18 protein-coding genes and 1 riboswitch are annotated in these 19,490 nt (G+C 59.8%); of the genes, 8 read left to right on the top strand and 10 right to left on the bottom strand.

The features are described from left to right. The first annotated feature begins 162 nt into the window (after positions 1 to 162). The gene (locus AC07OG_RS00470) at positions 163 to 1,914 is read left to right on the top strand and encodes a flavin monoamine oxidase family protein (RefSeq protein WP_495065966.1); all 1,752 of its coding nucleotides are present in this window, start codon (positions 163 to 165) and stop codon (positions 1,912 to 1,914) included. 217 nt (positions 1,915 to 2,131) lie between these two features. On the opposite strand, the gene AC07OG_RS00465 is transcribed toward AC07OG_RS00470, so the two are convergent. Next, entirely contained in the window at positions 2,132 to 2,587 is a 456-nt protein-coding gene (locus AC07OG_RS00465; protein ID WP_495065965.1) for a hypothetical protein, read from the bottom strand. A gap of 18 nt (positions 2,588 to 2,605) precedes the next feature. On the opposite strand from AC07OG_RS00465, the gene AC07OG_RS00460 reads away from it, so the two are divergent. Together AC07OG_RS00460 and AC07OG_RS00455 are read left to right on the top strand one after the other, a co-directional pair. After that, positions 2,606 to 3,157 carry a cytochrome b gene (locus tag AC07OG_RS00460; protein WP_218423658.1) on the top strand — a complete coding sequence of 184 codons (552 nt, stop codon included), beginning with the start codon at positions 2,606 to 2,608 and terminating at the stop codon, positions 3,155 to 3,157. Next, positions 3,157 to 3,774, top strand: a complete 618-nt coding sequence (locus tag AC07OG_RS00455; RefSeq protein WP_177336980.1) for a YceI family protein — start codon at positions 3,157 to 3,159, stop codon at positions 3,772 to 3,774. Before AC07OG_RS00460 ends, AC07OG_RS00455 begins: the two co-directional genes overlap by 1 nt. Before the next feature lie 240 nt (positions 3,775 to 4,014). On the opposite strand, the gene rhlE2 is transcribed toward AC07OG_RS00455, so the two are convergent. The 4 genes from rhlE2 to ahcY form a co-directional block, all read right to left on the bottom strand. Beyond that, on the bottom strand, positions 4,015 to 5,889 hold the full coding sequence (rhlE2, locus tag AC07OG_RS00450) for an RNA helicase RhlE2 (protein ID WP_060542390.1): 1,875 nt from the start codon (positions 5,887 to 5,889) through the stop codon (positions 4,015 to 4,017). A gap of 222 nt (positions 5,890 to 6,111) precedes the next feature. Beyond that, on the bottom strand, positions 6,112 to 6,927 hold the full coding sequence (locus AC07OG_RS00445) for a substrate-binding periplasmic protein (protein WP_060542389.1): 816 nt from the start codon (positions 6,925 to 6,927) through the stop codon (positions 6,112 to 6,114). Between the two features lie 193 nt (positions 6,928 to 7,120). Beyond that, complete coding sequence (gene metF, locus AC07OG_RS00440; protein WP_060542388.1) at positions 7,121 to 7,966, bottom strand: methylenetetrahydrofolate reductase [NAD(P)H]; 846 nt, start codon at positions 7,964 to 7,966, stop codon at positions 7,121 to 7,123. A 160-nt stretch (positions 7,967 to 8,126) separates the two neighbouring features. Beyond that, entirely contained in the window at positions 8,127 to 9,536 is a 1,410-nt protein-coding gene (gene ahcY, locus AC07OG_RS00435) for an adenosylhomocysteinase (RefSeq protein WP_060542387.1), read from the bottom strand. A 23-nt stretch (positions 9,537 to 9,559) separates the two neighbouring features. Beyond that, positions 9,560 to 9,662: riboswitch (S-adenosyl-L-homocysteine riboswitch) on the bottom strand. A 198-nt stretch (positions 9,663 to 9,860) separates the two neighbouring features. Here ahcY and AC07OG_RS00430 point away from each other — a divergent pair. Both AC07OG_RS00430 and AC07OG_RS00425 read left to right on the top strand, forming a co-directional pair. Further along, positions 9,861 to 10,265 carry an acyl-CoA thioesterase gene (locus AC07OG_RS00430; RefSeq protein WP_060542386.1) on the top strand — a complete coding sequence of 135 codons (405 nt, stop codon included), beginning with the start codon at positions 9,861 to 9,863 and terminating at the stop codon, positions 10,263 to 10,265. A gap of 174 nt (positions 10,266 to 10,439) precedes the next feature. Beyond that, entirely contained in the window at positions 10,440 to 11,327 is an 888-nt protein-coding gene (locus tag AC07OG_RS00425) for a formate/nitrite transporter family protein (RefSeq protein WP_495065964.1), read from the top strand. Here AC07OG_RS00425 and AC07OG_RS00420 read toward each other — a convergent pair whose 3' ends face one another. After that, positions 11,328 to 12,497 (bottom strand): MFS transporter, encoded by a 1,170-nt coding sequence (locus tag AC07OG_RS00420; RefSeq protein ID WP_495065963.1) that lies wholly within the window; start codon positions 12,495 to 12,497, stop codon positions 11,328 to 11,330. A gap of 201 nt (positions 12,498 to 12,698) precedes the next feature. On the opposite strand from AC07OG_RS00420, the gene AC07OG_RS00415 reads away from it, so the two are divergent. Both AC07OG_RS00415 and AC07OG_RS00410 read left to right on the top strand, forming a co-directional pair. Next, positions 12,699 to 13,532 carry an EamA family transporter gene (locus tag AC07OG_RS00415; protein WP_495065962.1) on the top strand — a complete coding sequence of 278 codons (834 nt, stop codon included), beginning with the start codon at positions 12,699 to 12,701 and terminating at the stop codon, positions 13,530 to 13,532. A gap of 50 nt (positions 13,533 to 13,582) precedes the next feature. Further along, positions 13,583 to 13,966, top strand: coding sequence for an MAPEG family protein (locus AC07OG_RS00410; RefSeq protein ID WP_060542382.1), 384 nt, complete (start codon positions 13,583 to 13,585; stop codon positions 13,964 to 13,966). 121 nt (positions 13,967 to 14,087) lie between these two features. On the opposite strand, the gene mltA is transcribed toward AC07OG_RS00410, so the two are convergent. Further along, entirely contained in the window at positions 14,088 to 15,260 is a 1,173-nt protein-coding gene (gene mltA, locus AC07OG_RS00405; RefSeq protein WP_060542381.1) for a murein transglycosylase A, read from the bottom strand. 128 nt (positions 15,261 to 15,388) lie between these two features. On the opposite strand from mltA, the gene AC07OG_RS00400 reads away from it, so the two are divergent. Then, entirely contained in the window at positions 15,389 to 15,838 is a 450-nt protein-coding gene (locus tag AC07OG_RS00400; protein ID WP_060542380.1) for a c-type cytochrome, read from the top strand. Between the two features lie 127 nt (positions 15,839 to 15,965). Here the strand turns inward: AC07OG_RS00400 and AC07OG_RS00395 are convergent, their stop codons facing one another. From AC07OG_RS00395 to metK, 3 genes are all read right to left on the bottom strand, one after another. Beyond that, the gene (locus AC07OG_RS00395) at positions 15,966 to 16,361 is read right to left on the bottom strand and encodes a DUF1090 domain-containing protein (RefSeq protein ID WP_060542379.1); all 396 of its coding nucleotides are present in this window, start codon (positions 16,359 to 16,361) and stop codon (positions 15,966 to 15,968) included. An 87-nt stretch (positions 16,362 to 16,448) separates the two neighbouring features. After that, positions 16,449 to 18,128 carry an NAD-dependent DNA ligase LigB gene (gene ligB / locus AC07OG_RS00390; protein ID WP_495065961.1) on the bottom strand — a complete coding sequence of 560 codons (1,680 nt, stop codon included), beginning with the start codon at positions 18,126 to 18,128 and terminating at the stop codon, positions 16,449 to 16,451. 166 nt (positions 18,129 to 18,294) lie between these two features. After that, a complete protein-coding gene (gene metK / locus AC07OG_RS00385) occupies positions 18,295 to 19,485 on the bottom strand; it encodes a methionine adenosyltransferase (protein ID WP_495065960.1) in 1,191 nt (396 codons plus the stop codon). Positions 19,486 to 19,490: the final 5 nt, after the last annotated feature.

The raw sequence follows: 19,490 nt of genomic DNA, 5'->3' as shown, positions 1-19,490 counted from the left end.
GCAATGCATCGCCCGGGAACAACCCATTGTGGCGATTGAGCTACTTTCCATGGGGCGATAGACGTCGCTGGCGGCCTTTTGATGGCTGACGTATTCTTCGCCATTCTTTGGGTCGCCTGACCCACAAAAATAGCCTTTCTGTGTATTTCCGGAGTTCGCTGAATGTCTGTCGGTTGGCTGCGCGCCTGTGCGCTGGTGATGTTGGGGCTGTTCAGCGTGTCTGCGCTGGCCAAGGATAAAACCGCAATCGTGATCGGTGGCGGCCTGTCCGGCCTGACTGCCGCTTATGAACTGCAGAACAAAGGCTGGCAGGTTACCCTGCTGGAAGCCCGATCGAGCCTGGGCGGTCGTTCCGGCATGGCCACCAGCGAGTGGATCGGCAACGACAAGACCCAGCCGGTGCTGAACCAGTATGTCTCGACTTTCAAGCTGAGCACCACGCCAGCTCCTGAGTTCGTCCGGACCCCGAGCTACCTGATCGACGGCGAGTATTTCTCCGCTGCCGACCTGGCCACCAAGCAGCCGGCCACCGCCGAGGCGCTCAAGCGCTTCGAAAAGACCCGGGATGATCTCGCGCGTTCGATTGACGATCCGCAGAATCCGATCGCTAGCAGCACCCTGCAGGCGCTGGATCAGATCAACGTGTCCAACTGGCTCGACAAGCAGAACCTGCCGGCCACCGCGCGGCAGTTGATCAACCAGGACATCCGCACCCACTACGACGAACCTTCACGCCTGTCGATGCTGTATTACGCGCAGCAGAGCCGGGTCTATCGCGGAGTCTCCGACCGTGACCTGCGCGCGTCGCGCCTGGTCGGCGGCAGCCCGGTGCTGGCTCAGGCTTTCGTCAAACAGCTGAAAAGCATCAAGACCGATTCCCCGGTCTCGGCAATCATTCAGGACAAGGACGGCGTGACCGTCAAAGTCGGTAGCGTCGGTTATCAGGCTGACTATGTGGTGCTGGCCGTGCCGCTGCGTGCTCTGAACAAGATCCAGATGACCCCAGCGCTGGACGCCCAGCACCTGGCCGCGATCAAAGGCACCAACTACGGTTGGCGCGACCAGATCATGCTGAAGTTCAAGACGCCAGTGTGGGAGACGAAGGCGCGCATGACCGGCGAGATCTACAGCAACACCGGCTTGGGCATGTTGTGGATCGAGCCGGCCTTGAAGGGCGGCGCCAACGTGGTGATCAACCTGTCTGGCGACAACGCGCGGGTGATGCAGGCCTTTGGCGACAAGCAAATGGCCGATCAGGTGCTGATCCGTCTGCACGCGTTCTATCCACAGGCGCGCGGTTCGTTCACCGGTTATGAAATCCGTCGCTACAGCACCGACCCGTCAACCGGTGGTGCCTACCTGGCCTTCGGTCCGGGCCAGATCAGTAAATTCTGGCGCCTGTGGGAACGTCCGATTCAGCGTGTAGCCTTTGCCGGCGAACACACTGATACCCTTTATCCGGGTACCCTGGAGGGCGCGTTGCGTACCGGCAAGCGTGCAGCCAGCCAGGTTGAAGACCTGGCGGCGGGCAAATCGTTTGAACCGGCGAAGGCTGCAACCGCCGCGGCGGCAGGTGCTGTGGCGGCGAAGAAGGGCAACTTCTTCAGCAACCTGTTTGGCGGCTCGGCTGACGAGAAGAAGCCAGAGCCAGTGAAAGCCCCGGAGCCGGCGGTTGCTCCAGCACCGACACCTGCTCCAGCACCGGCTGCTGCGCCGGCCCCGGTCGAACCGCCGAAGCCTGCGGCACCGGTAAAAGCCGAGCCTGCGAAAAAGGCACCGGCCAAGGCCCCAGCCAAACCGGCAGCCAAGACCGAAACCAAAAAAGCCCCGGCCAAGGCGCCGGTGAAGAAAGCCGAGACGGCGAAAAAGCCAGCGGTTAAACCGGCGACGGAGACTGTGACTAAAGCTCAGTAAACGTTCAGGCGTAAAAAACGCGGCTCAAGGGCCGCGTTTTTTTTGCTTTCAAGTATGGGACATCCCGATTTTGACTGTGGTCCTACATGCTGCTGCGAGGCATCAGATATGTCTCACAAAGGTTTCGGAACGAAATGATAGGCTGAGCCTGATCGTTAGATTTATGTTCTTCACGTAACTGGAGAACATATTAAAACAGTAAAACTCGTTGTAATAGTCATGTTGATAGCACTTTCTGGCTGTGCAAACGGCAGGTGGTTTCCCAAAGGTTTGAGTCCGGAGCTGGCCCATAAATGCCAGATAAATCCGTACGACCCTGATTGCATTGACCCACCTCCGCTGTTCCAGGGCCCGAGATAATCAAGGTATTTATCTTGATTGGAGAGGGCATGACGATAATTTCACTTCCTGATCGGGAGATGCTCTCCTGGCGCCCCGCTGGCTCCTGCCAGATCCTGCTCTGTGGTGCCTTGCCACGCTGCCCGTGTCCCAAAGCCGAATAAACCTTTTGACTCAGGTGTTCTTTGGTTCTGTATTCACTTTTTTTGACAATTTTGCCTTTTAATCTTTCCTTAACGCACCCATTCCAGACTCTTGATCGTATTTCTCGATATTTCAAAGCGAAATTTTCGGCTTTAATTCGATAGATAAGTCGATAGTCTTGAGCCAGCACTTACAGGGATCCAGGCAAATGCAGCTACGTAACTCTACCTCCCGCTACGGCTGGGTCAGCATCTTCCTGCACTGGGGTGTGGCGCTGGCGGTCTTCGGTCTTTTTGCCCTGGGCCTGTGGATGATCGATCTCGATTACTACAGCACCTGGCGCAAAGATGCACCGGAATTGCACAAGAGCATCGGCCTGGTGCTGTTGGGTGTCATGGCGCTGCGAGTGCTGTGGCGCTGGATCAGTCCGCCGCCGCCGGCGTTGCAAAGCTATAGCCGCCTGACGCGCATGGGTGCCACGTTTGGTCATCTGTTCCTGTATTTCGCGCTGTTCGCTGTAATGATTGCCGGTTACCTGATTTCCACCGCAGAAGGTGTCGGGATATCGGTGTTTGGCCTGTTTGAAGTGCCTGCTCTGGTGTCCGGGCTGCCGGACCAGGCAGATACCGCCGGGGTGATTCATTTGTACCTGGCATGGGCACTGGTCATTTTTTCCGGTCTCCATGCGTTGGCAGCACTGAAGCACCATTTTCTCGATCGTGATGCGACCCTGACGCGAATGCTGGGGCGCAAAGCCTGATGTTCAACCTCGACTCCAAAGGAAATGAAAGCATGTTGAAAAAGACTCTGGCCGCTCTGGCAATCGGCTCCGCCCTGTTGTCCGCCAATGCGATGGCTGCTGACTACGTCGTCGACAAAGAAGGCCAGCATGCCTTCGTTGACTTCAAGATCAGCCACCTGGGCTACAGCTACATCACCGGTACTTTCAAGGACATCGACGGCAAGTTCAGCTTCGACGCTGCCAAGCCTGAAGACAGCAAGATCGAGTTCAACGTGAACACCGCCAGCGTGTTCACCAACAACGCCGAACGTGACAAGCACATCTCCAGCAAAGACTTCCTGAATGGGAGCAAAGCCACGTTTGTTTCCACCAGCGTCAAATCCACTGGCAAGAACGCCGCTGGCAAGGACACTGCGGACGTGGCAGGCGACCTGACTATCCTCGGTGTAACCAAGCCAATCGTGGTCAAGGCTACTTTCCTGGGTGAAGGCAAGGATCCATGGGGCGGCTACCGTGCTGGCTTCGAGGGTACCTTCAGCCTCAAGCGTTCCGACTTCGGCAAGCAGAAAGATCTCGGTCCATCGTCCGATGCAGTTGAAATGTACGTAACCTTTGAAGGTGTCAAAGCGAAATAACTTTCGCGCCTGACAAAAAACGCCCGCTGCTCTATCGAGCGCGGGCGTTTTTTATTGCTGTACATAATCCCCTGTAGGAGCGAGCCTGCTCGCGATGAGCCTGAGAACGCCGCGGGGTGTCAGGTTCCCAGCGTTATCGTTGACGACCATCGCGAGCAGGCTCGCTCCTGCAGGATTTGTATCGCTCATAAAAAATGCCCCGGACCTTTCGGCACGGGGCATTTTTATTGCAGCGACAAATCAGCGATTGCGGGTCAGCAATGCCGGTTTTTCACCGCGAGGACGGCTTGGCAGTTGATCCAGTTGCTCAGGTGTCGGGAAGCGATCAGCCTTCGACTCCTTGTGCATGATCTTCGGCGCTGGACCGCGCGGGTTCTGCACGGCTGGCTCGGAACGCGGCTGGTCGTCACGGGCCGGGCGGCGATTGCGCGAATCTTCGCGACGGGCCTGGCCATCACGTGGCGCACCATTGCGTGGGCCGCTGCGCTTGGCTGGCGGTGTGCCGGTGCTGGCGCCATCGCTGTTGCGTGGACCGCTTTGGCGACCTTGTGGCTTGCCGCCACGTGGTGCGCCCGAACCGGCTGCTGTGCCTTGTGCCGGAGCACCCGGACGGCGGCCACGACCCTGTGCCGGTTTTTGTTGCGGGACGTAGTCGACGCGGTTACCGAAGTTATCGATATCGTCGTCCAGAAACTCGTCCGGAGCACGATCGGCAGCGGCACGTGGCGGCTGGCTTGGCTGACGCTGTTCGCGGGCCGGGGTGCCTTCACGTGGTTTTTGTTCGCGGGCCGGGCGCTCGCCGCGACCGGAGGCGGCAGGTTTTTCCTTGCCCTTGTCTTTGCCTTTGTCCTTGCGACCACCACCGCCGCCACCGCCGTTCGGGCCGTCGCCGCGCGGGCCACGTGGATTGCGGGGGTTACGCATGTCCGGACGCTCGCGTGCTTCCGGTTTCTCGGCTTCCACGGCGCTGGCATCGAAGCCCATCAGGTCGCCGTCGGCGATCTTCTGCTTGGTCATGCGTTCGATGCTTTTCAGCAGTTTCTCTTCGTCTGGCGCTACCAGAGAGATGGCCTCGCCCGAACGGCCGGCACGACCGGTACGACCAATGCGGTGTACGTAGTCTTCGTCAACGTTAGGCAGTTCGAAGTTGACCACGTGTGGCAACTGGTCGATGTCCAGGCCGCGCGCGGCGATGTCGGTGGCAACCAGGATGCGCACGGTACCGGCCTTGAAGTCGGCCAGGGCTTTGGTGCGCGCGTTCTGGCTCTTGTTGCCGTGGATCGCAACGGCGCTCAGGCCGTGTTTGTCCAGGTACTCGGCCAGGCGGTTGGCGCCGTGTTTGGTGCGGGTGAAGACCAGTACCTGTTCCCAGGCGCCAGCGGTAATCAGGTGCGCCAGCAGGGAACGCTTGTGGCTGGCCGGCAGGCGGAATACGCGCTGCTCGATACGCTCGACCGTGGTGTTCGGCGGCGTGACTTCGATGCGTTCCGGGTTGTGCAGCAGCTTGCCGGCGAGGTCGGTGATGTCCTTGGAGAAGGTCGCCGAAAACAGCAGGTTCTGCCGTTTGGCCGGCAGACGGGCCAGAACCTTTTTCACGTCATGGACGAAGCCCATGTCGAGCATGCGGTCGGCTTCGTCCAGCACGAGGATTTCCACGTGGGACAGATCGACGCTGCCTTGGCCGGCCAGGTCGAGCAGACGGCCAGGGCAGGCCACCAGCACGTCAACACCACGGGACATGGCCTGAACCTGCGGGTTCATGCCGACGCCACCGAAGATGCAGGCGCTGACGAACTTCAGGTCACGGGCATAGACCTTGAAGCTTTCATGCACCTGGGCCGCGAGTTCGCGAGTCGGGGTCAGGACCAGTACGCGCGGTTGGCGCGGGCCGTGACGCTGGGATTTGTCCGGGTGACCGTTTGGGAACAACCGCTCCAGGATCGGAAGGGCGAAGCCGCCGGTTTTACCAGTACCTGTCTGTGCCGCAACCATAAGGTCGCGACCTTGCAACACGGCGGGAATGGCCCGCTGTTGCACCGGAGTAGGCTCGGTATAGCCCGCTGCCTCGATGGCGCGGACTAAAGCCTCGGAGAGACCGAGGGAAGCAAAGGACATGAGTAATCCTGTTCTAGTTAGGGCTTGGCCCAATGGGAGTCTTGCCTGGCGCGAATCGCGTTTAAGGAGACGCAATCCCGTCCGGTCCTGCTGGGCCTCGAAGGCTCATCTGCAAGCGCTCGCGCGGGCTGGAAGCTGCGCAGTAGCGGGTTTGAGATGCCTTGAACGAGTCCGAGCGTCCGGGCGTGAGCCTGGCGGGAAGGACGGAGTATAACAGAGCAATCACTGCGCGCTGCTTTCCTGCTGCTCAACGGTTTTTTCCGTAGCTGCCGTAACCTTTTCGCTCGGCACGCTGGCCGCCGGTTCTGCGCCGTAGCGCGAACTCAATTCAGCGTAGCCCGGCTCGAGCTTGAAACGTTTGAGTTCGGCGCCGAAACGCTGCACCAGCAAATCCATGCCGGCGTTACGCCGCACGGCGAGGAACTGGCTCTGCTGACTGATCACGACCGGGTTTTCGGTGATTTTGTCGCGGATTTTCAACTCATCGAGCATATGCTGGCCTACCCGGCGGTCAGTAATCAGCAGGTCGATCCGCCCGCGCAGCAGTTTGCCGAAGTTGGCTTCATGACTCGGTGCCGGTTCACGGGTGAACAGCGTGGAGTCGCTGAAATCCTTGCTGTACAGGTAGCCGGGTGATGTGCCGATGGTCAGGCCGCGCAGTTCGTCCAGAGTGCGAAACGGGTAGGGGCGGTCATTGGCGTAGAACATTACGAACCGCACTTCAGAGAGTGGTTCTGCGGGGTACAGCAAGGTCGCGTCGCGCTCCTTGCTGTGGAAAATGTCCAGTGCACCATCTGCCAGGCCCGACTCAAGCATCGACAGGCAACGCTTCCACGGCAGAAATTGCCATTGCACTTCAATGCCCAGGCGCTTGAAGACAATAGCCGTGGTTTCGTAGTCCAGCCCCATTGCTTTGCCGTCTTGCTCGTAGACGTAGGGTGCCCACGGTTCCGTGACAATGCGCAGCTTCTCGCCCCGGGCGGCAAAGCTCAGGCAAGTGAAGACAAGCACGGCGAGTAACTGCGTAATCAAAGGCATGGGCTGAGATTACGACGAGAAGCCCCAAAGAGCCAGAAACAGCAGCCTGAAGCTCTATCTCCGAGGGTTGTGTCACATTAACGGGGGCGTTTAAAGCAAAAGATCGCAGCCTGCGGTAGCTCCTACAGGGAATACACATTTCTCTGTAGGAGCTACCGAAGGCTGCGATCTTTTGATCTTGCTTTAACGACTTTTAGCGCGGCAGCTTCAGGTTATTCCACACTGCCAGGCTCGCTTCAGCCTGATTGAGCGTGTAGAAGTGCAGCCCCGGAGCGCCGCCCTCGAGCAGGCGTTCGCACATCTGGGTGATGACCTGCTCGCCGAAGTTCTGAATGCTCTGGGCATCATCGCCGTAGGCTTCCAGTTGCTTGCGGATCCAGCGCGGAATTTCCGCACCACAGGCATCGGAGAAGCGCGCCAGCTTGCTGTAGTTGGTGATCGGCATGATGCCCGGCACGATCGGAATGTTCACACCCAACGCCCGAACGCGCTCGACGAAGTAGAAGTAGCTGTCGGCGTTGAAGAAGTACTGGGTGATCGCACTGTCGGCGCCGGCGTTGGCCTTGCGCACGAAATTGGCGAGATCGTCTTCGAAGTTGCGCGCTTGCGGATGCATTTCCGGGTACGCCGCGACTTCGATGTGGAAATGGTCGCCGGTCTCTTCACGAATGAATTCAACCAGGTCATTGGCGTGGCGCATTTCGCCGCTGGCCATGCCCATGCCCGAAGGCAGGTCACCGCGCAGCGCTACGATGCGCTTGATGCCGGCGGACTGGTACTGGCTCAGCAGGCCGCGCAAGTCGTCCTTGCTATCGCCCACGCACGACAGATGCGGGGCGGCCGGGACTTTTACTTCGCTTTCGAGCTGCAGCACGGTGTTGAGCGTGCGATCGCGAGTCGAACCACCCGCGCCGTAGGTGCAGGAGAAGAAATCGGGGTTATACGTGGCCAGCTGACGAGCAGTGGCGATCAGCTTTTCATGCCCAGCGTCGGTCTTCGTAGGGAAGAACTCGAAGCTGTAGCGACGATCTTGGGACATGGTCATATCCTTGGAAACACGTAAGCCTGGGGGGCTTGCACATCCTGTGTGGGGGCGAGCTTGCTCGCGAATGCGTCAGCACATCCAACATCAATGTCGCCTGATACATCGCTTTCGCGAGCAAGCCCGCTCCCACAGGGAGAGCAGGCAGCAGAACCGATCAGTAGCGGTAAGCGTGCGGCTTGAACGGGCCTTCGACGGTCACGCCGATGTAGTCGGCCTGGGTCTTGGTCAGTTGAGTCACGACGCCGCCGAAACCGCGGACCATTTCCAGGGCCACTTCTTCGTCGAGTTTCTTCGGCAGCACTTCAACCGTCAGGCGCTCGGCTTTCTGGGCTGGCGACAGGTCGGCGTACTTCTGGCCGAACAGGAAGATCTGTGCCAGAACCTGGTTGGCGAACGAACCGTCCATGATGCGGCTTGGGTGACCGGTAGCGTTACCCAGGTTAACCAGACGGCCTTCGGCCAGCAGGATCAGGTAGTCGTCGTTCTGGGCATCGAATGCGCCAGCGCCGGTACGGTGGATCTTGTGAACCTGTGGCTTCACTTCTTCCCATGCCCAGTTCTTGCGCATGAAAGCGGTGTCGATTTCGTTGTCGAAGTGGCCGATGTTGCAGACAACAGCGCGCTTCTTCAGGGCTTTGAGCATGTTCGCGTCGCAAACATTGACGTTACCCGTGGTGGTCACAATCAGGTCGATCTTGCCCAGCAGCGCTTTGTCGATGCTCGCTTCAGTACCGTTGTTGATACCGTCGATGAACGGCGAAACCAGCTCGAAGCCGTCCATGCAGGCTTGCATGGCGCAGATCGGGTCGACTTCGGAGACTTTGACGATCATGCCTTCCTGACGCAGGGACTGGGCCGAGCCCTTGCCCACGTCACCGTAACCGATGACCAGCGCTTGCTTGCCGGACAGCAGGTGGTCGGTGCCGCGCTTGATCGCATCGTTCAGGCTGTGACGGCAGCCGTACTTGTTGTCGTTCTTGCTCTTGGTAACCGAGTCGTTGACGTTGATGGCCGGGATTTTCAGCTCGCCCTTGGCCAGCATGTCCAGCAGGCGGTGAACGCCGGTGGTGGTTTCTTCGGTTACGCCGTGCACGCGATCCAGAACGGCCGGGTACTTCTTGTGCAGCAGCTCGGTCAGGTCGCCGCCGTCGTCGAGGATCATGTTGGCATCCCATGGCGCGCCATCTTTGAGGATGGTTTGCTCCAGGCACCACTCGTACTCTTGCTCAGTCTCGCCTTTCCAGGCGAAAACCGGGATGCCGGCAGCGGCGATGGAAGCGGCGGCCTGGTCCTGAGTCGAGAAAATGTTGCAGGACGACCAGCGAACTTCGGCACCCAGGGCAACCAGGGTTTCGATCAGCACGGCGGTCTGAATGGTCATGTGAATGCAGCCGAGGATCTTTGCGCCCTTGAGCGGTTGCTCTTCGGAGTACTTGCGGCGCAGACCCATCAGGGCTGGCATTTCGGATTCGGCGATGATGGTTTCGCGACGGCCCCATGCAGCCAGGGACATGTCGGCAACTTTGTAATCGTTAAAATCTGCAGGCGTGATAACAGCGCTCATGAAGAGCCTCCATTCGTAATGTATGCGAATGGGCGCCGTTGTGCGTTTAGTGTCTGACCGATAACGGTCAAGCAACGCCCCATCCGAGCCTGACAGGTCGAACCTGCTGCAGCGCCCCTCGGACAGGTGGCGGGAAAACGGTAGCAAGTACAGGTTACCGTTTTGAAACGGGGGCGATTATAGCGGGCTATGCTGATCTTCCAAAGCGTTTCTGTTGGTCAATGTCCGAACGGTAATCGAGACCATAGTCGAAGCCAAATAGAGCTCTGGGTCGGGCTCTGCCATGATGGTCACCATCATTCGGCAAGACGTTCAGGAGTGAATATGAATTTCCACACCCGCAAATGGGTTAAACCCGAAGATCTCAACCCGAACGGAACGCTGTTCGGTGGCAGCCTGTTGCGCTGGATCGACGAGGAGGCGGCGATCTACGCCATCGTTCAGTTGGGCAACCAGCGTGTGGTGACCAAGTACATTTCCGAAATCAATTTCGTCAGCGCCTCTCGCCAGGGCGACATTATCGAGTTGGGCATCACTGCCACCGAGTTCGGTCGCACCTCGATCACCCTGACGTGCGAAGTGCGCAACAAGATCACTCGCAAAAGCATCCTCACGGTCGAGAAGATGGTCTTCGTCAACCTCGGTGAAGACGGCTTGCCGGCACCGCACGGGCGGACCGAGATCAAGTACGTCAAGGACCAGTTCCAGGATGATGACGCCAATCAGTGACAGTGGTGGCGCTCTCTTTGCGAGCAAGCCCGCTCCCACATGGTGGCGCGATACCTGCGGGAGCGGGCTTGCTCGCGAAAGCGGTGGTGTTTTCGCCGAAGATTTTTCTGGGTACTGAACAGCCGTGAACCCCGCGTGTCGTAGCTAAATAGCCCGCCACCGGTTGCGCACCCCATGAATTCGGCACAAGACGGCAAGACCCCGAACCTTTCGGCCAAGGAAGAGCACGAAGTCGAAAAGAACCAGCCACCCCGCGCGGCGGTGTTGCATGAAATCATCCGCGCCCAGGGCGATCAGGAACTGGAGCGCAGCATCGCCGCGCTGTGGTGGTCGGCGCTGGCGGCGGGGTTGACCATGGGCCTGTCGTTGATGGCCATGGGGCTGCTCAATTCGCGTCTGCCGGACGACGAGGGGTTCAAGGTGATTGCGAGTTTCGGTTATTGCGCCGGATTTCTCGCGGTGATCCTGGGCCGCCAGCAATTGTTCACCGAAAACACCCTGACAGCAGTACTCCCGGTGATGACCAAGCCCACGCAGGGTAATTTCGGCCGTCTGCTGCGGCTGTGGACGGTGGTGCTGGTCGGCAACCTCTGTGGCACCTTGCTGGTGGCCTATGTGATGCTGGAACTGCCGATTTTCGACAGCAAGACCGACGTGGCCTTCCTCGACATCGGCCGCAAGGTCATGGAAAACGACGTCAGCCAAATGTTCGCCAAGGGCATCATTTCCGGATGGATGATCGCCACCATGGTCTGGATGATCCCGTCCATGGAGAGCGCCAAGATGTGGATCATCATCCTCATCACCTACCTCATGGCGCTGGGGGATTTCACTCACATCGTGGTCGGCTCGCTGGAAGTTTCGTATCTGGTATTTGCTGGCGAGTTGCCGTGGAGTGATTTCTGGCTGGTGTTCGCCGGGCCGACGCTGGCAGGGAACATCATCGGTGGCAGTTTTATCTTTGCGTTGATCAGCCATGCGCAGATTCGCAGCGAGAGCGGGCCGCCAAAAAGCGCAGCGGCTCAGGCTGGTGAACCCGATTCACAGAAGATCAAAAAATGATCAGCTTGGCACGCTCACCACAGCGGCATCGCGCCGTTGCAGGTAGATAAAATACAGCGCGGTGAGCACCGTCAAACCGCTGACCAGCGCACCCGTCCAGGGCAGGTCGGCCAGGTCTGCACCACTGGCCACCACCAGGCCGCCAATCCAGGCACCGGCGGCATTTCCGAGATTGAAAGCGCTCTGGTTCAGGGTCGAACCCAGGTTCGGTGCTTCATGGGCCTGATCGATGATCAGCAGTTGCAGGATTGGGCACAGCGCGAAAGCGAAAGTCCCCCACAGCACCAGCGTGATCGCGGCCGGAATGACTGAGCGACTGGTCTGGCTGAATGCGCCCAGTACCACCAGTACCGCCAGCGCCATGCCCACCAGCGAAGGCAACAGGCGGCTGTCCGCCAATCGGCCGCCGAGCATGCTGCCGGCGGTCAGGCCGACACCGAACAACAGCAGCATGATCGTCACGCCGTGGGGGCTGACGCCGGTGATGTCCTGCAGGATAGGTGCAATGTAAGTGAACACGCTGAACAGGCTGGTGGAGGCGAGCACGCTCATGCCCAGCGCCAGTAGCACATTGAGCTTGCCCAATACTTTGAATTCGCTGGCAAGATTGGCCTTGTCCATGGGGATGTCCCTGGGCAGCCAGACCCACTGCGCGATGGCCGCCAACACACCAATTACCGAGACCGCCCAGAACGTCGAGCGCCAGCCGGCGTATTGGCCGAGCGCCGTGCCCAATGGCACACCCAGCACGTTGGCCAGGGTCAGGCCGGTAAACATCAGTGCAATCGCCTGGGCCCGCTTGTTCGGTGCCACCAGGCCGGCCGCAACCACCGAGCCAATGCCGAAGAATGCCCCGTGACACAGCGCGGTAATCACTCGCGCGGCCATCAACGTGGCGTAGTTTGGCGCCAAAGCGCAGAGCACGTTGCCGAGGATGAACATCAGCGTCATACCCAGCAGCGTGGCCTTGCGCGGCATGTTGGCGGTACCCACTGCGAGGATCGGTGCACCGAACACCACGCCCAGGGCATAGCCGGTAATCAGCAGGCCGGCATCAGGAATGCTCACGCTGAGGTCGCGGGCGACGTCGGGCAGCAGGCCCATGATGACGAACTCGGTGGTGCCGATGCCGAAGGCGGCAACAGCGAGGGCAAGCAAAGCGAGTGGCATGCGCAAGGTCTCTGTCAGTAGTCTTGACGCTGTGATCAGGCATACGCAGGCCGATGACCGTTCTCCACGAGAGCGGGCAGGGCAGGATTTTTATTGGAATTAGTCGTTGTGCAACTGAGTGCGGCGCGGTCGGATGCAGTATAAACAGCTGCTGAAATATGGCGAATCAATTCTCCGCCTGGCATGAATAAGGAGTGTGCCGTGTTTGCAACGGCCTTGGTGTTGGTGGCGGCGCTGTTGCATGCAGCGTGGAATACCCTGATCAAATTCAGTGCGGAGCGACTGTTGGTGGTGGCCTGCATGGACAGCGTGGCGCTGCTCTTCGTTGCCTTGATGCTGCCATTCGTGGCATTGCCGCCGCCGCAAATATGGCCGTGGATTCTGGCGTCGGCGGCGTTCGAGTTGCTCTATCGATACTTGTTGATCCAGGCCTACCGGGTCGGCGACCTCGGGCTGGTCTATCCGTTGATGCGCGGCCTTTCGCCACTGGTGGTGCTGGCGCTGACATTGATCTTTGCCGGGGAAGTGCTGTCTCACCAGCAGATCTTCGGAATCCTGTTGATCCCGTTCGGCATGCTCTGCCTGCTCTGGCAGGGGGGTGGCGGTGCGCGTCTGCCCTGGTCGATGCTGCCGGTGGTGGCACTGATCGGGCTGTGCATCGGTTGCTACACCTACATCGACGGGCAGGCATTGCGGCGCTGGTCTCATCCGCTGGATTACCTGGTCTGGGTTACCTTGCTCAGCGCCTGGCCGTTTCCGTTATTGGCGCTGGTGCGCAAGCGGCCAGCGTTCAGCTTGTTTTGGCGAGAGCAGTGGCGGCTGGGCCTGGCCGTCGGGTTTTGCGTGTTGTTCAGCTACGCTCTGGTGCTTTGGGCGATGCAACTGGGCTCGGTTGCCGAAGCGGCGGCGCTGCGCGAGATCAGTGTGATTCTGGTGGTTCTGTTTGGTATGCGTTACCTGAAAGAGCCATTTGGCAGGCCCAGGCTGCTGGCCTGTGGGCTGGTATTGATCGGCATATTGGTGATGAAGTTTTGATCGCCCTTTGATGAACTCGATTTTCCATAACTTGAAGAAAGGACGGCGTTATGACGGTTGCTCTGTGGTGCATTTTGATCGCAATTTTCCTGCCGTATATCTGCACGGGCGTCGCCAAGGCCAGTGGCGGTTACAGGCTGAGAGATAACCATGATCCCCGGGATTTTCTGGATTCGCTGGAGGGTTTGGGGCGGCGCGCGCATGCAGCGCAACTGAACAGTTTTGAAGTGACCCCGGCGTTCGCGGCGGCGGTGATCGTCGCGCACCTGGCTGGCAATGCCGAACTGGTGACGATCAATGTGTTGTCGGTGTTGTTTATCACCAGTCGGTTGCTTTACATCATTTGCTACCTGGCGGACTGGGCGATTTTGCGATCGTTGGTGTGGTTTGTGGGGATGGGACTGATTGTGAGTCTGTTTGTGGTGTCGGCTTAGGGCCAAGGTCAAAAGATCGCAGCCTCGTTTCACTCGACAGCTCCTACAGGGTTCGGGCGCATCCGCGATGAGTCGGCGGATGCGCAAATGCAGGAGCTGGCGAAGACTGCGATCTGTTGCTTTAAGGTTTGTCGGCCACTTGAGGAACTTGCGGCAACGTCGCCCCCTTGGGCCACAACATCCAGATTTGTCCCTGCTGCTTCATGTCCCCGGCCAGCTGTCCGGCTGCTTCGCCGGTGCCCCAGAACAGGTCCGCGCGTACTTCACCGGCAATCGCGCCACCGGTGTCTTGCGCCGCTACCGGACGTACCAGTGCCGTGCCGTCTGGTTTGGTGGTGGATAACCACAACAGGCTGCCCAACGGAATCACCTTGCGATCCACCGCCGCGCTATAGCCTGCGGTCAGCGGCACGTTCAGTGAGCCGCGCGGGCCTTCGTTGCTGTCCGGGTTGCGGGTGAAGAACACATAGCTTGGGTTGCTGGCGAGCAGTTGCGGGATACGCGACGGATTGGCTTTGGCCCAGGTGCTGATCGCGCCCATGGTCACCTCTTCTTTTTTCAGCTCGCCTTGTTCCACCAGCCAGCGGCCGATCGGTCGATAGGGGTGGCCGTTCTGGTCGGCATAGGCAATGCGCAATTGGCGACCGTCGTCGAGCTGGATACGGCCCGAACCCTGGATCTGCAGGAACTGCAGGTTCATCGGGTCGGTCAGCCAGGCCACGACCGGCGCCTTGACCCCTTTGCTTTCAATAGTCGCCGAGTCGTCGTAGGGCTTGAGTACGCGTCCCTCGAGTCGACCGCGCAGGCGTTTGCCTTTGAGCTCGGGATAAATGCTGTCCAGGGCGACGATGATCATGTCTTCGGGCACGCCATACACCGGCACATTCGCCACGCTGGTCTGAGTCAGGCTGCCGGGATAGACCGGTTCGTAGTAACCGGTGATCAGGCCGTTGGGGTTGTCATTGGCGGCGCGCAGGCCGTAGACGTCGAGGTTCTGTTTGAGAAAACCGCGAATGTCGCTGGCGGTCTGCGGCACATTGGCGGCCGCTGCGCAGGTGCCACCCCAGACCGGATCGGCCTTGAGTCGGGTGCAGGCGCTGCGCCACGAGCCGAAACCGGCAACCAGATCAGTGTCGGACACCGCCGGCAACGCCTCCCACGTGGCACTGGAGTAAGTGGCCAGGGCGTGGGTCTTGGGTTGTTTGTTCTCACCACCGGTGCAACCTGCGAGCAGGGCCACCACCGGCAGGGTCCAGGCCAGGCTGTGACGCCATGCCTTGAAACAGCTGTTCATGGAGTGATTCCTTTGTCGGTTGCCCGAGCGCTTCATGTGCTCACGCAACCCGTATTAATAATAGGGCTATTGGTCTTTGCCGATCAGGCGAGGATACTGGCCGCCGTTTCCCGTAACCTGAAGCCACCATGACTCTTAAAAGACTTTCTGTTGTATTGCTGGCCTGCCTGACACTGTCCGCTTGCGGCGGTGTCGACCCCAACTCTCCACTCGGTCAGCGCAAGGCTATTTTCAAGCAGATGCTCAAGACGGGCGAAGACCTGGGTGGCATGTTGCGTGGCCGTATTCCATTCGACGGCCCGAAGTTCGCCGAAGGCGCTGTGAAGCTCGATGCGTTGTCCCGTGAACCGTGGAAACATTTCCCCCAGGTGCGTGAAGAAGATCACACCAGCGCCACAAGCGATGTCTGGGAGCAGCAGGCGCGTTTTCAGGGCATGGCTCGCGACCTTGAGACGGCCACGGGAGAGCTGGTAGTAGTCAGCCAGGTTCAACCCTACAAGGCCAGCAACCTCGGGCCGGCGGTGCAGAAAGTCGAAGATGCCTGCAGTGCGTGTCATAAGGCTTTTCGCGATCATTGATTGGTGTTGCTCATGCTGACGCTTTCGCGGGCAAGCCCGCTCCCACAGGGAGTGTTCTCAACTGCGGGAGCGGGCTTGCCCGCGAAGGCTGCTTTGGCCGCACCAAAGATTGCTGGTCCTTACGGCCTTACTTATCCAGCTCGTCGAGTGCTTCCTGCAATTCCTTGCGCGATTCGGCGAGTTTGTCTTTGCGCTTGTTGATCTTGTCGGGGTCGCCTTGTTTCATGGCCTTGTCGAGATCGGCCTGACGCTTGCTGACTTCATGCTTGGCGTCGAGCACCTTGTTTTCCCGTTCTTTCTTCAGTGAGGCGTCAGTGCAGTTCGCGGTGACTTCGCTCAGGGCCGTTTCCAGGCCGGCCTGCTGGTCGGCGTTGCCGCGAGACTTGGCCAGTTCGATCTGGTTAATGATGCCTTGCTTCTTGGCGGCGCAACCTGTCAGCCCCGGCGCTTCTTCGTCCGCCATCAACGGGGCGGCCATCACGCTGCAAAGGGTTAACAGGGCAAGCGGTGAAAGAAATTTCATAAAAGCTCCAGTCAAGAAAGCAACAGGTCGATACGGCGCTGGCTGTTTGAGCCTATTGGTCCGTTCGGGTTCCCGGGCGGGCACTGGCTAAAAACCGTTAATCCCCGCGTCATGTAATGTTTCACTCAAGGCCAGTATCTGCGGGGCGCGGAAAAATGCGCTCAGTTGCGCCGCGCGCCCCGGCCCGATACCGGCTTCGGTCTGCCATTGTTCGGTGTCTCTTTGCGCCAGTTCCTGCCATGAGTCAGGGAGCTGCGCCTGGCCTGTCGGCGGCAGCCCCAGTGCTTTGAGCCAATTGGCGAAAGGGCGCTGGCGGGCAATGTTGAAACTGTCGGCGATGCGGGCAGCATTGCGTTCGCCGAAACCGTCAATGTTAGCAAGCTCTTGGGCATCAAGGGTCAACCAATCCAGCAGGTTGCCCAGGCGACCTGTTGCAAGAAGTTTTTCCCAGGTGCCTGGGCCGACATGGGGCAGGGCCAGGCCTTGCTTGCCGCTGAGCCAGGTCAGGCGCGCAAGAAACTGGCTTTCGCATTGCACTGTGGGCTGCCAGCAACTGAGCGCATGAAAGTCCGCGGCCTTGGGCACATTCAATTCCTGGCGTGCGGTGCTGCGCAGTACCACGTCGTCGAGCCTTGGAATCGTCAGGCCCGCGAGACTGATGGACACCTGGTCGCCGGGGCGAATGTCCAGCTCCTGCCAGCGCCGCAGAGAGCTGACGCTGACGCGCTTGATTTGCCGGTCATCAAGCCAGAACGGTGTCACCTCCAGCACCGGTGTAATCCTGCCTGTGCGTCCAATCTGGAAGTTTACCTTGCGCACCTCAGCCAGGGCCTGGGCGATAGGATACTTCCAGGCAACAATCCAGTAAGGAGGCTTGGCTTGCCAGCGTTCGGCGACTGGGCGCTGGTTCTGGCGCAGGACGATACCGTCGCTGGCAAAGGGCAGGGGTGAGCGATACCAGTGATCCCGCCAGCCTTCAACGTCCGCCAGTGTCTTGATCGGGTGACTGTAAGGCGCTGTGCTCGGGAAGCCCAACTCGTCCAGCGCGGCCACGCGTTCGCGCAGGTCGCTCGGCCCCTGCGGCCAGTCCCAGACAAACAGGCCGATGCCCGACGCCTGTTGCGCACTCATTGTTTTGCGTGCCATCAAGCCGGCCACTGTGCCGCGAGCATTGAGGCTGCCGGCTTCGGCCTGGACATGGCCGGTCGCGTGCCAATAAAGCTCGCCTTGCACTACCAGGTCCCGGGCCTGCCTCAATTGCCGGGGGATACCGGGGATCTGGCGCGCCGATGCAGTCCAGTCCCGCCCCTTGGTACCGTCTCCCCGGCTGATCGCCTGAGTCAATACGCCGCTGCGGTAGACCAGGGTCACGGCGACGCCGTCGACTTTGGGCTGAATCCAGACCTCGTGGCGATCTTTCAGCCAGTCTTCCACGGCCTGGGCATCACTGAGCTTTTCCAGGCCGGTGTGAGGAATAGGGTGAGTGACAGGGCCACCGGCAGTGCGCAACGGGTCCGCCGGTTTAGTCAGGCCGAAGCATGTACGCCATTGGGTAAGTCGCGCGTGGGACTGATCGTAAAGCTCATCGGCGACCAGCGAGTGGCCTTGGCGATGGTAGCTGTCGTCCCAGAGGTCGATCCGGGTTTGCAGGGTGGTGATTTCGTTCGAGGCGCGTTCGGGTGGCCAGTCGGGGCATTGGGCGGCGCGGGCGGTCAGGCAGGAGAGGGCAAGCAGGCAGGTAATAAACAGGCGTGGGTCGAGGAGCATCGCGAGCGTCCTTGCTCAGTGGGTTGCCTGAAGGTTAGGAAAGATTCCGAAGGCTGCTCGAGCAGTATTTTTCCGTGTGTTTCGATGTCCGCAAAGTCTGGCGGTTACCCACGAAAAAGCCCCGCATGGCGAACCGTGCGGGGCTTTGGGTACTGCGGGGAAGGTCTTACAGGCCGGCAGCGGAACGCAGGTCGTCGGCGCGGTCGGTTTTTTCCCAGGTGAACGTGGTGAACGTGTCGTCGCCCACGGTCTTGGTCGCCGGGGTACGACCGAAGTGGCCGTACGCAGCGGTTTCCTGATACATCGGGTGCAGCAGGTCGAGCATGGTGGTGATCGCGTATGGACGCAGGTCGAACACTTCGCGGACCAGTTTGACGATCTTGTCGTCGCTGATCTTGCCGGTGCCGAAGGTGTTCAACGAGATCGAAGTCGGCTGGGCAACACCGATCGCGTAGGAAACCTGGATCTCGCAGCGCTCGGCCAGGCCGGCGGCAACGATGTTCTTGGCCACGTAACGACCGGCGTAGGCGGCCGAACGGTCAACCTTGGATGGATCCTTGCCGGAGAACGCGCCGCCACCGTGACGGGCCATGCCGCCGTAGCTGTCGACGATGATCTTGCGACCGGTCAGGCCGCAGTCGCCCACCGGGCCGCCGATGATGAACTGGCCGGTCGGGTTGATGTGGAACTGGGTGTCCTTGGACAGCAGTTCGGCAGGCAGTACGTGCTTGACGATCAGCTCCATCACGCCTTCGCGCAGGTCGTTGTACGACACTTCCGGATTGTGCTGGGTCGACAGGACCACGGCGTCGATACCGACAACCTTGCCGCCTTCGTAACGGCAAGTCACTTGCGACTTGGCGTCCGGGCGCAGCCAAGGCAGCAGGCCGGATTTACGGGCTTCAGCCTGGCGCTGCACCAACTGGTGCGAGAAAGTGATCGGTGCTGGCATCAGCACGTCGGTTTCATTGCTGGCGTAGCCGAACATCAGGCCCTGGTCGCCGGCGCCCTGATCTTCAGGCTTGGCACGGTCAACGCCCTGGTTGATGTCAGGGGACTGCTTGCCGATGATGTTCATCACGCCGCAGGTCGCGCCGTCGAAACCGACGTCGGAGCTGGTGTAGCCGATGTCGGTGATGACATCACGAACGATCTGCTCCAGGTCAACCCAGGCCGAAGTGGTCACTTCGCCGGCGATGATCGCCACGCCCGTTTTCACCAGAGTCTCGCACGCCACGCGGGCGAACTTGTCTTCTGCAATGATGGCGTCCAGCACCGCATCAGAAATCTGGTCGGCGATTTTGTCCGGATGCCCTTCAGACACGGACTCGGAGGTGAAAAGGGAGTATTCGCTCATCTCGA

Source organism: Pseudomonas sp. GW821-FHT09H03 (genome assembly GCF_059415945.1).
Note: the sequence above shows the minus strand (reverse complement) of the source record. Positions and strands in the feature narration are given on the sequence as shown.

Coding starts and splice junctions, on each gene's coding strand:
- AC07OG_RS00470 (WP_495065966.1), top strand. CDS start 163: ATGTCTGTCGGTTGGCTGCGCGCCTGTGCGCTGGTGATGTTGGGGCTG.
- AC07OG_RS00460 (WP_218423658.1), top strand. CDS start 2,606: ATGCAGCTACGTAACTCTACCTCCCGCTACGGCTGGGTCAGCATCTTC.
- AC07OG_RS00455 (WP_177336980.1), top strand. CDS start 3,157: ATGTTCAACCTCGACTCCAAAGGAAATGAAAGCATGTTGAAAAAGACT.
- rhlE2 (WP_060542390.1), bottom strand. CDS start 5,889: ATGTCCTTTGCTTCCCTCGGTCTCTCCGAGGCTTTAGTCCGCGCCATC.
- AC07OG_RS00445 (WP_060542389.1), bottom strand. CDS start 6,927: ATGCCTTTGATTACGCAGTTACTCGCCGTGCTTGTCTTCACTTGCCTG.
- metF (WP_060542388.1), bottom strand. CDS start 7,966: ATGTCCCAAGATCGTCGCTACAGCTTCGAGTTCTTCCCTACGAAGACC.
- ahcY (WP_060542387.1), bottom strand. CDS start 9,536: ATGAGCGCTGTTATCACGCCTGCAGATTTTAACGATTACAAAGTTGCC.
- AC07OG_RS00430 (WP_060542386.1), top strand. CDS start 9,861: ATGAATTTCCACACCCGCAAATGGGTTAAACCCGAAGATCTCAACCCG.
- AC07OG_RS00425 (WP_495065964.1), top strand. CDS start 10,440: ATGAATTCGGCACAAGACGGCAAGACCCCGAACCTTTCGGCCAAGGAA.
- AC07OG_RS00420 (WP_495065963.1), bottom strand. CDS start 12,497: ATGCCACTCGCTTTGCTTGCCCTCGCTGTTGCCGCCTTCGGCATCGGC.
- AC07OG_RS00410 (WP_060542382.1), top strand. CDS start 13,583: ATGACGGTTGCTCTGTGGTGCATTTTGATCGCAATTTTCCTGCCGTAT.
- mltA (WP_060542381.1), bottom strand. CDS start 15,260: ATGAACAGCTGTTTCAAGGCATGGCGTCACAGCCTGGCCTGGACCCTG.
- AC07OG_RS00400 (WP_060542380.1), top strand. CDS start 15,389: ATGACTCTTAAAAGACTTTCTGTTGTATTGCTGGCCTGCCTGACACTG.
- AC07OG_RS00395 (WP_060542379.1), bottom strand. CDS start 16,361: ATGAAATTTCTTTCACCGCTTGCCCTGTTAACCCTTTGCAGCGTGATG.
- ligB (WP_495065961.1), bottom strand. CDS start 18,128: ATGCTCCTCGACCCACGCCTGTTTATTACCTGCCTGCTTGCCCTCTCC.
- metK (WP_495065960.1), bottom strand. CDS start 19,485: ATGAGCGAATACTCCCTTTTCACCTCCGAGTCCGTGTCTGAAGGGCAT.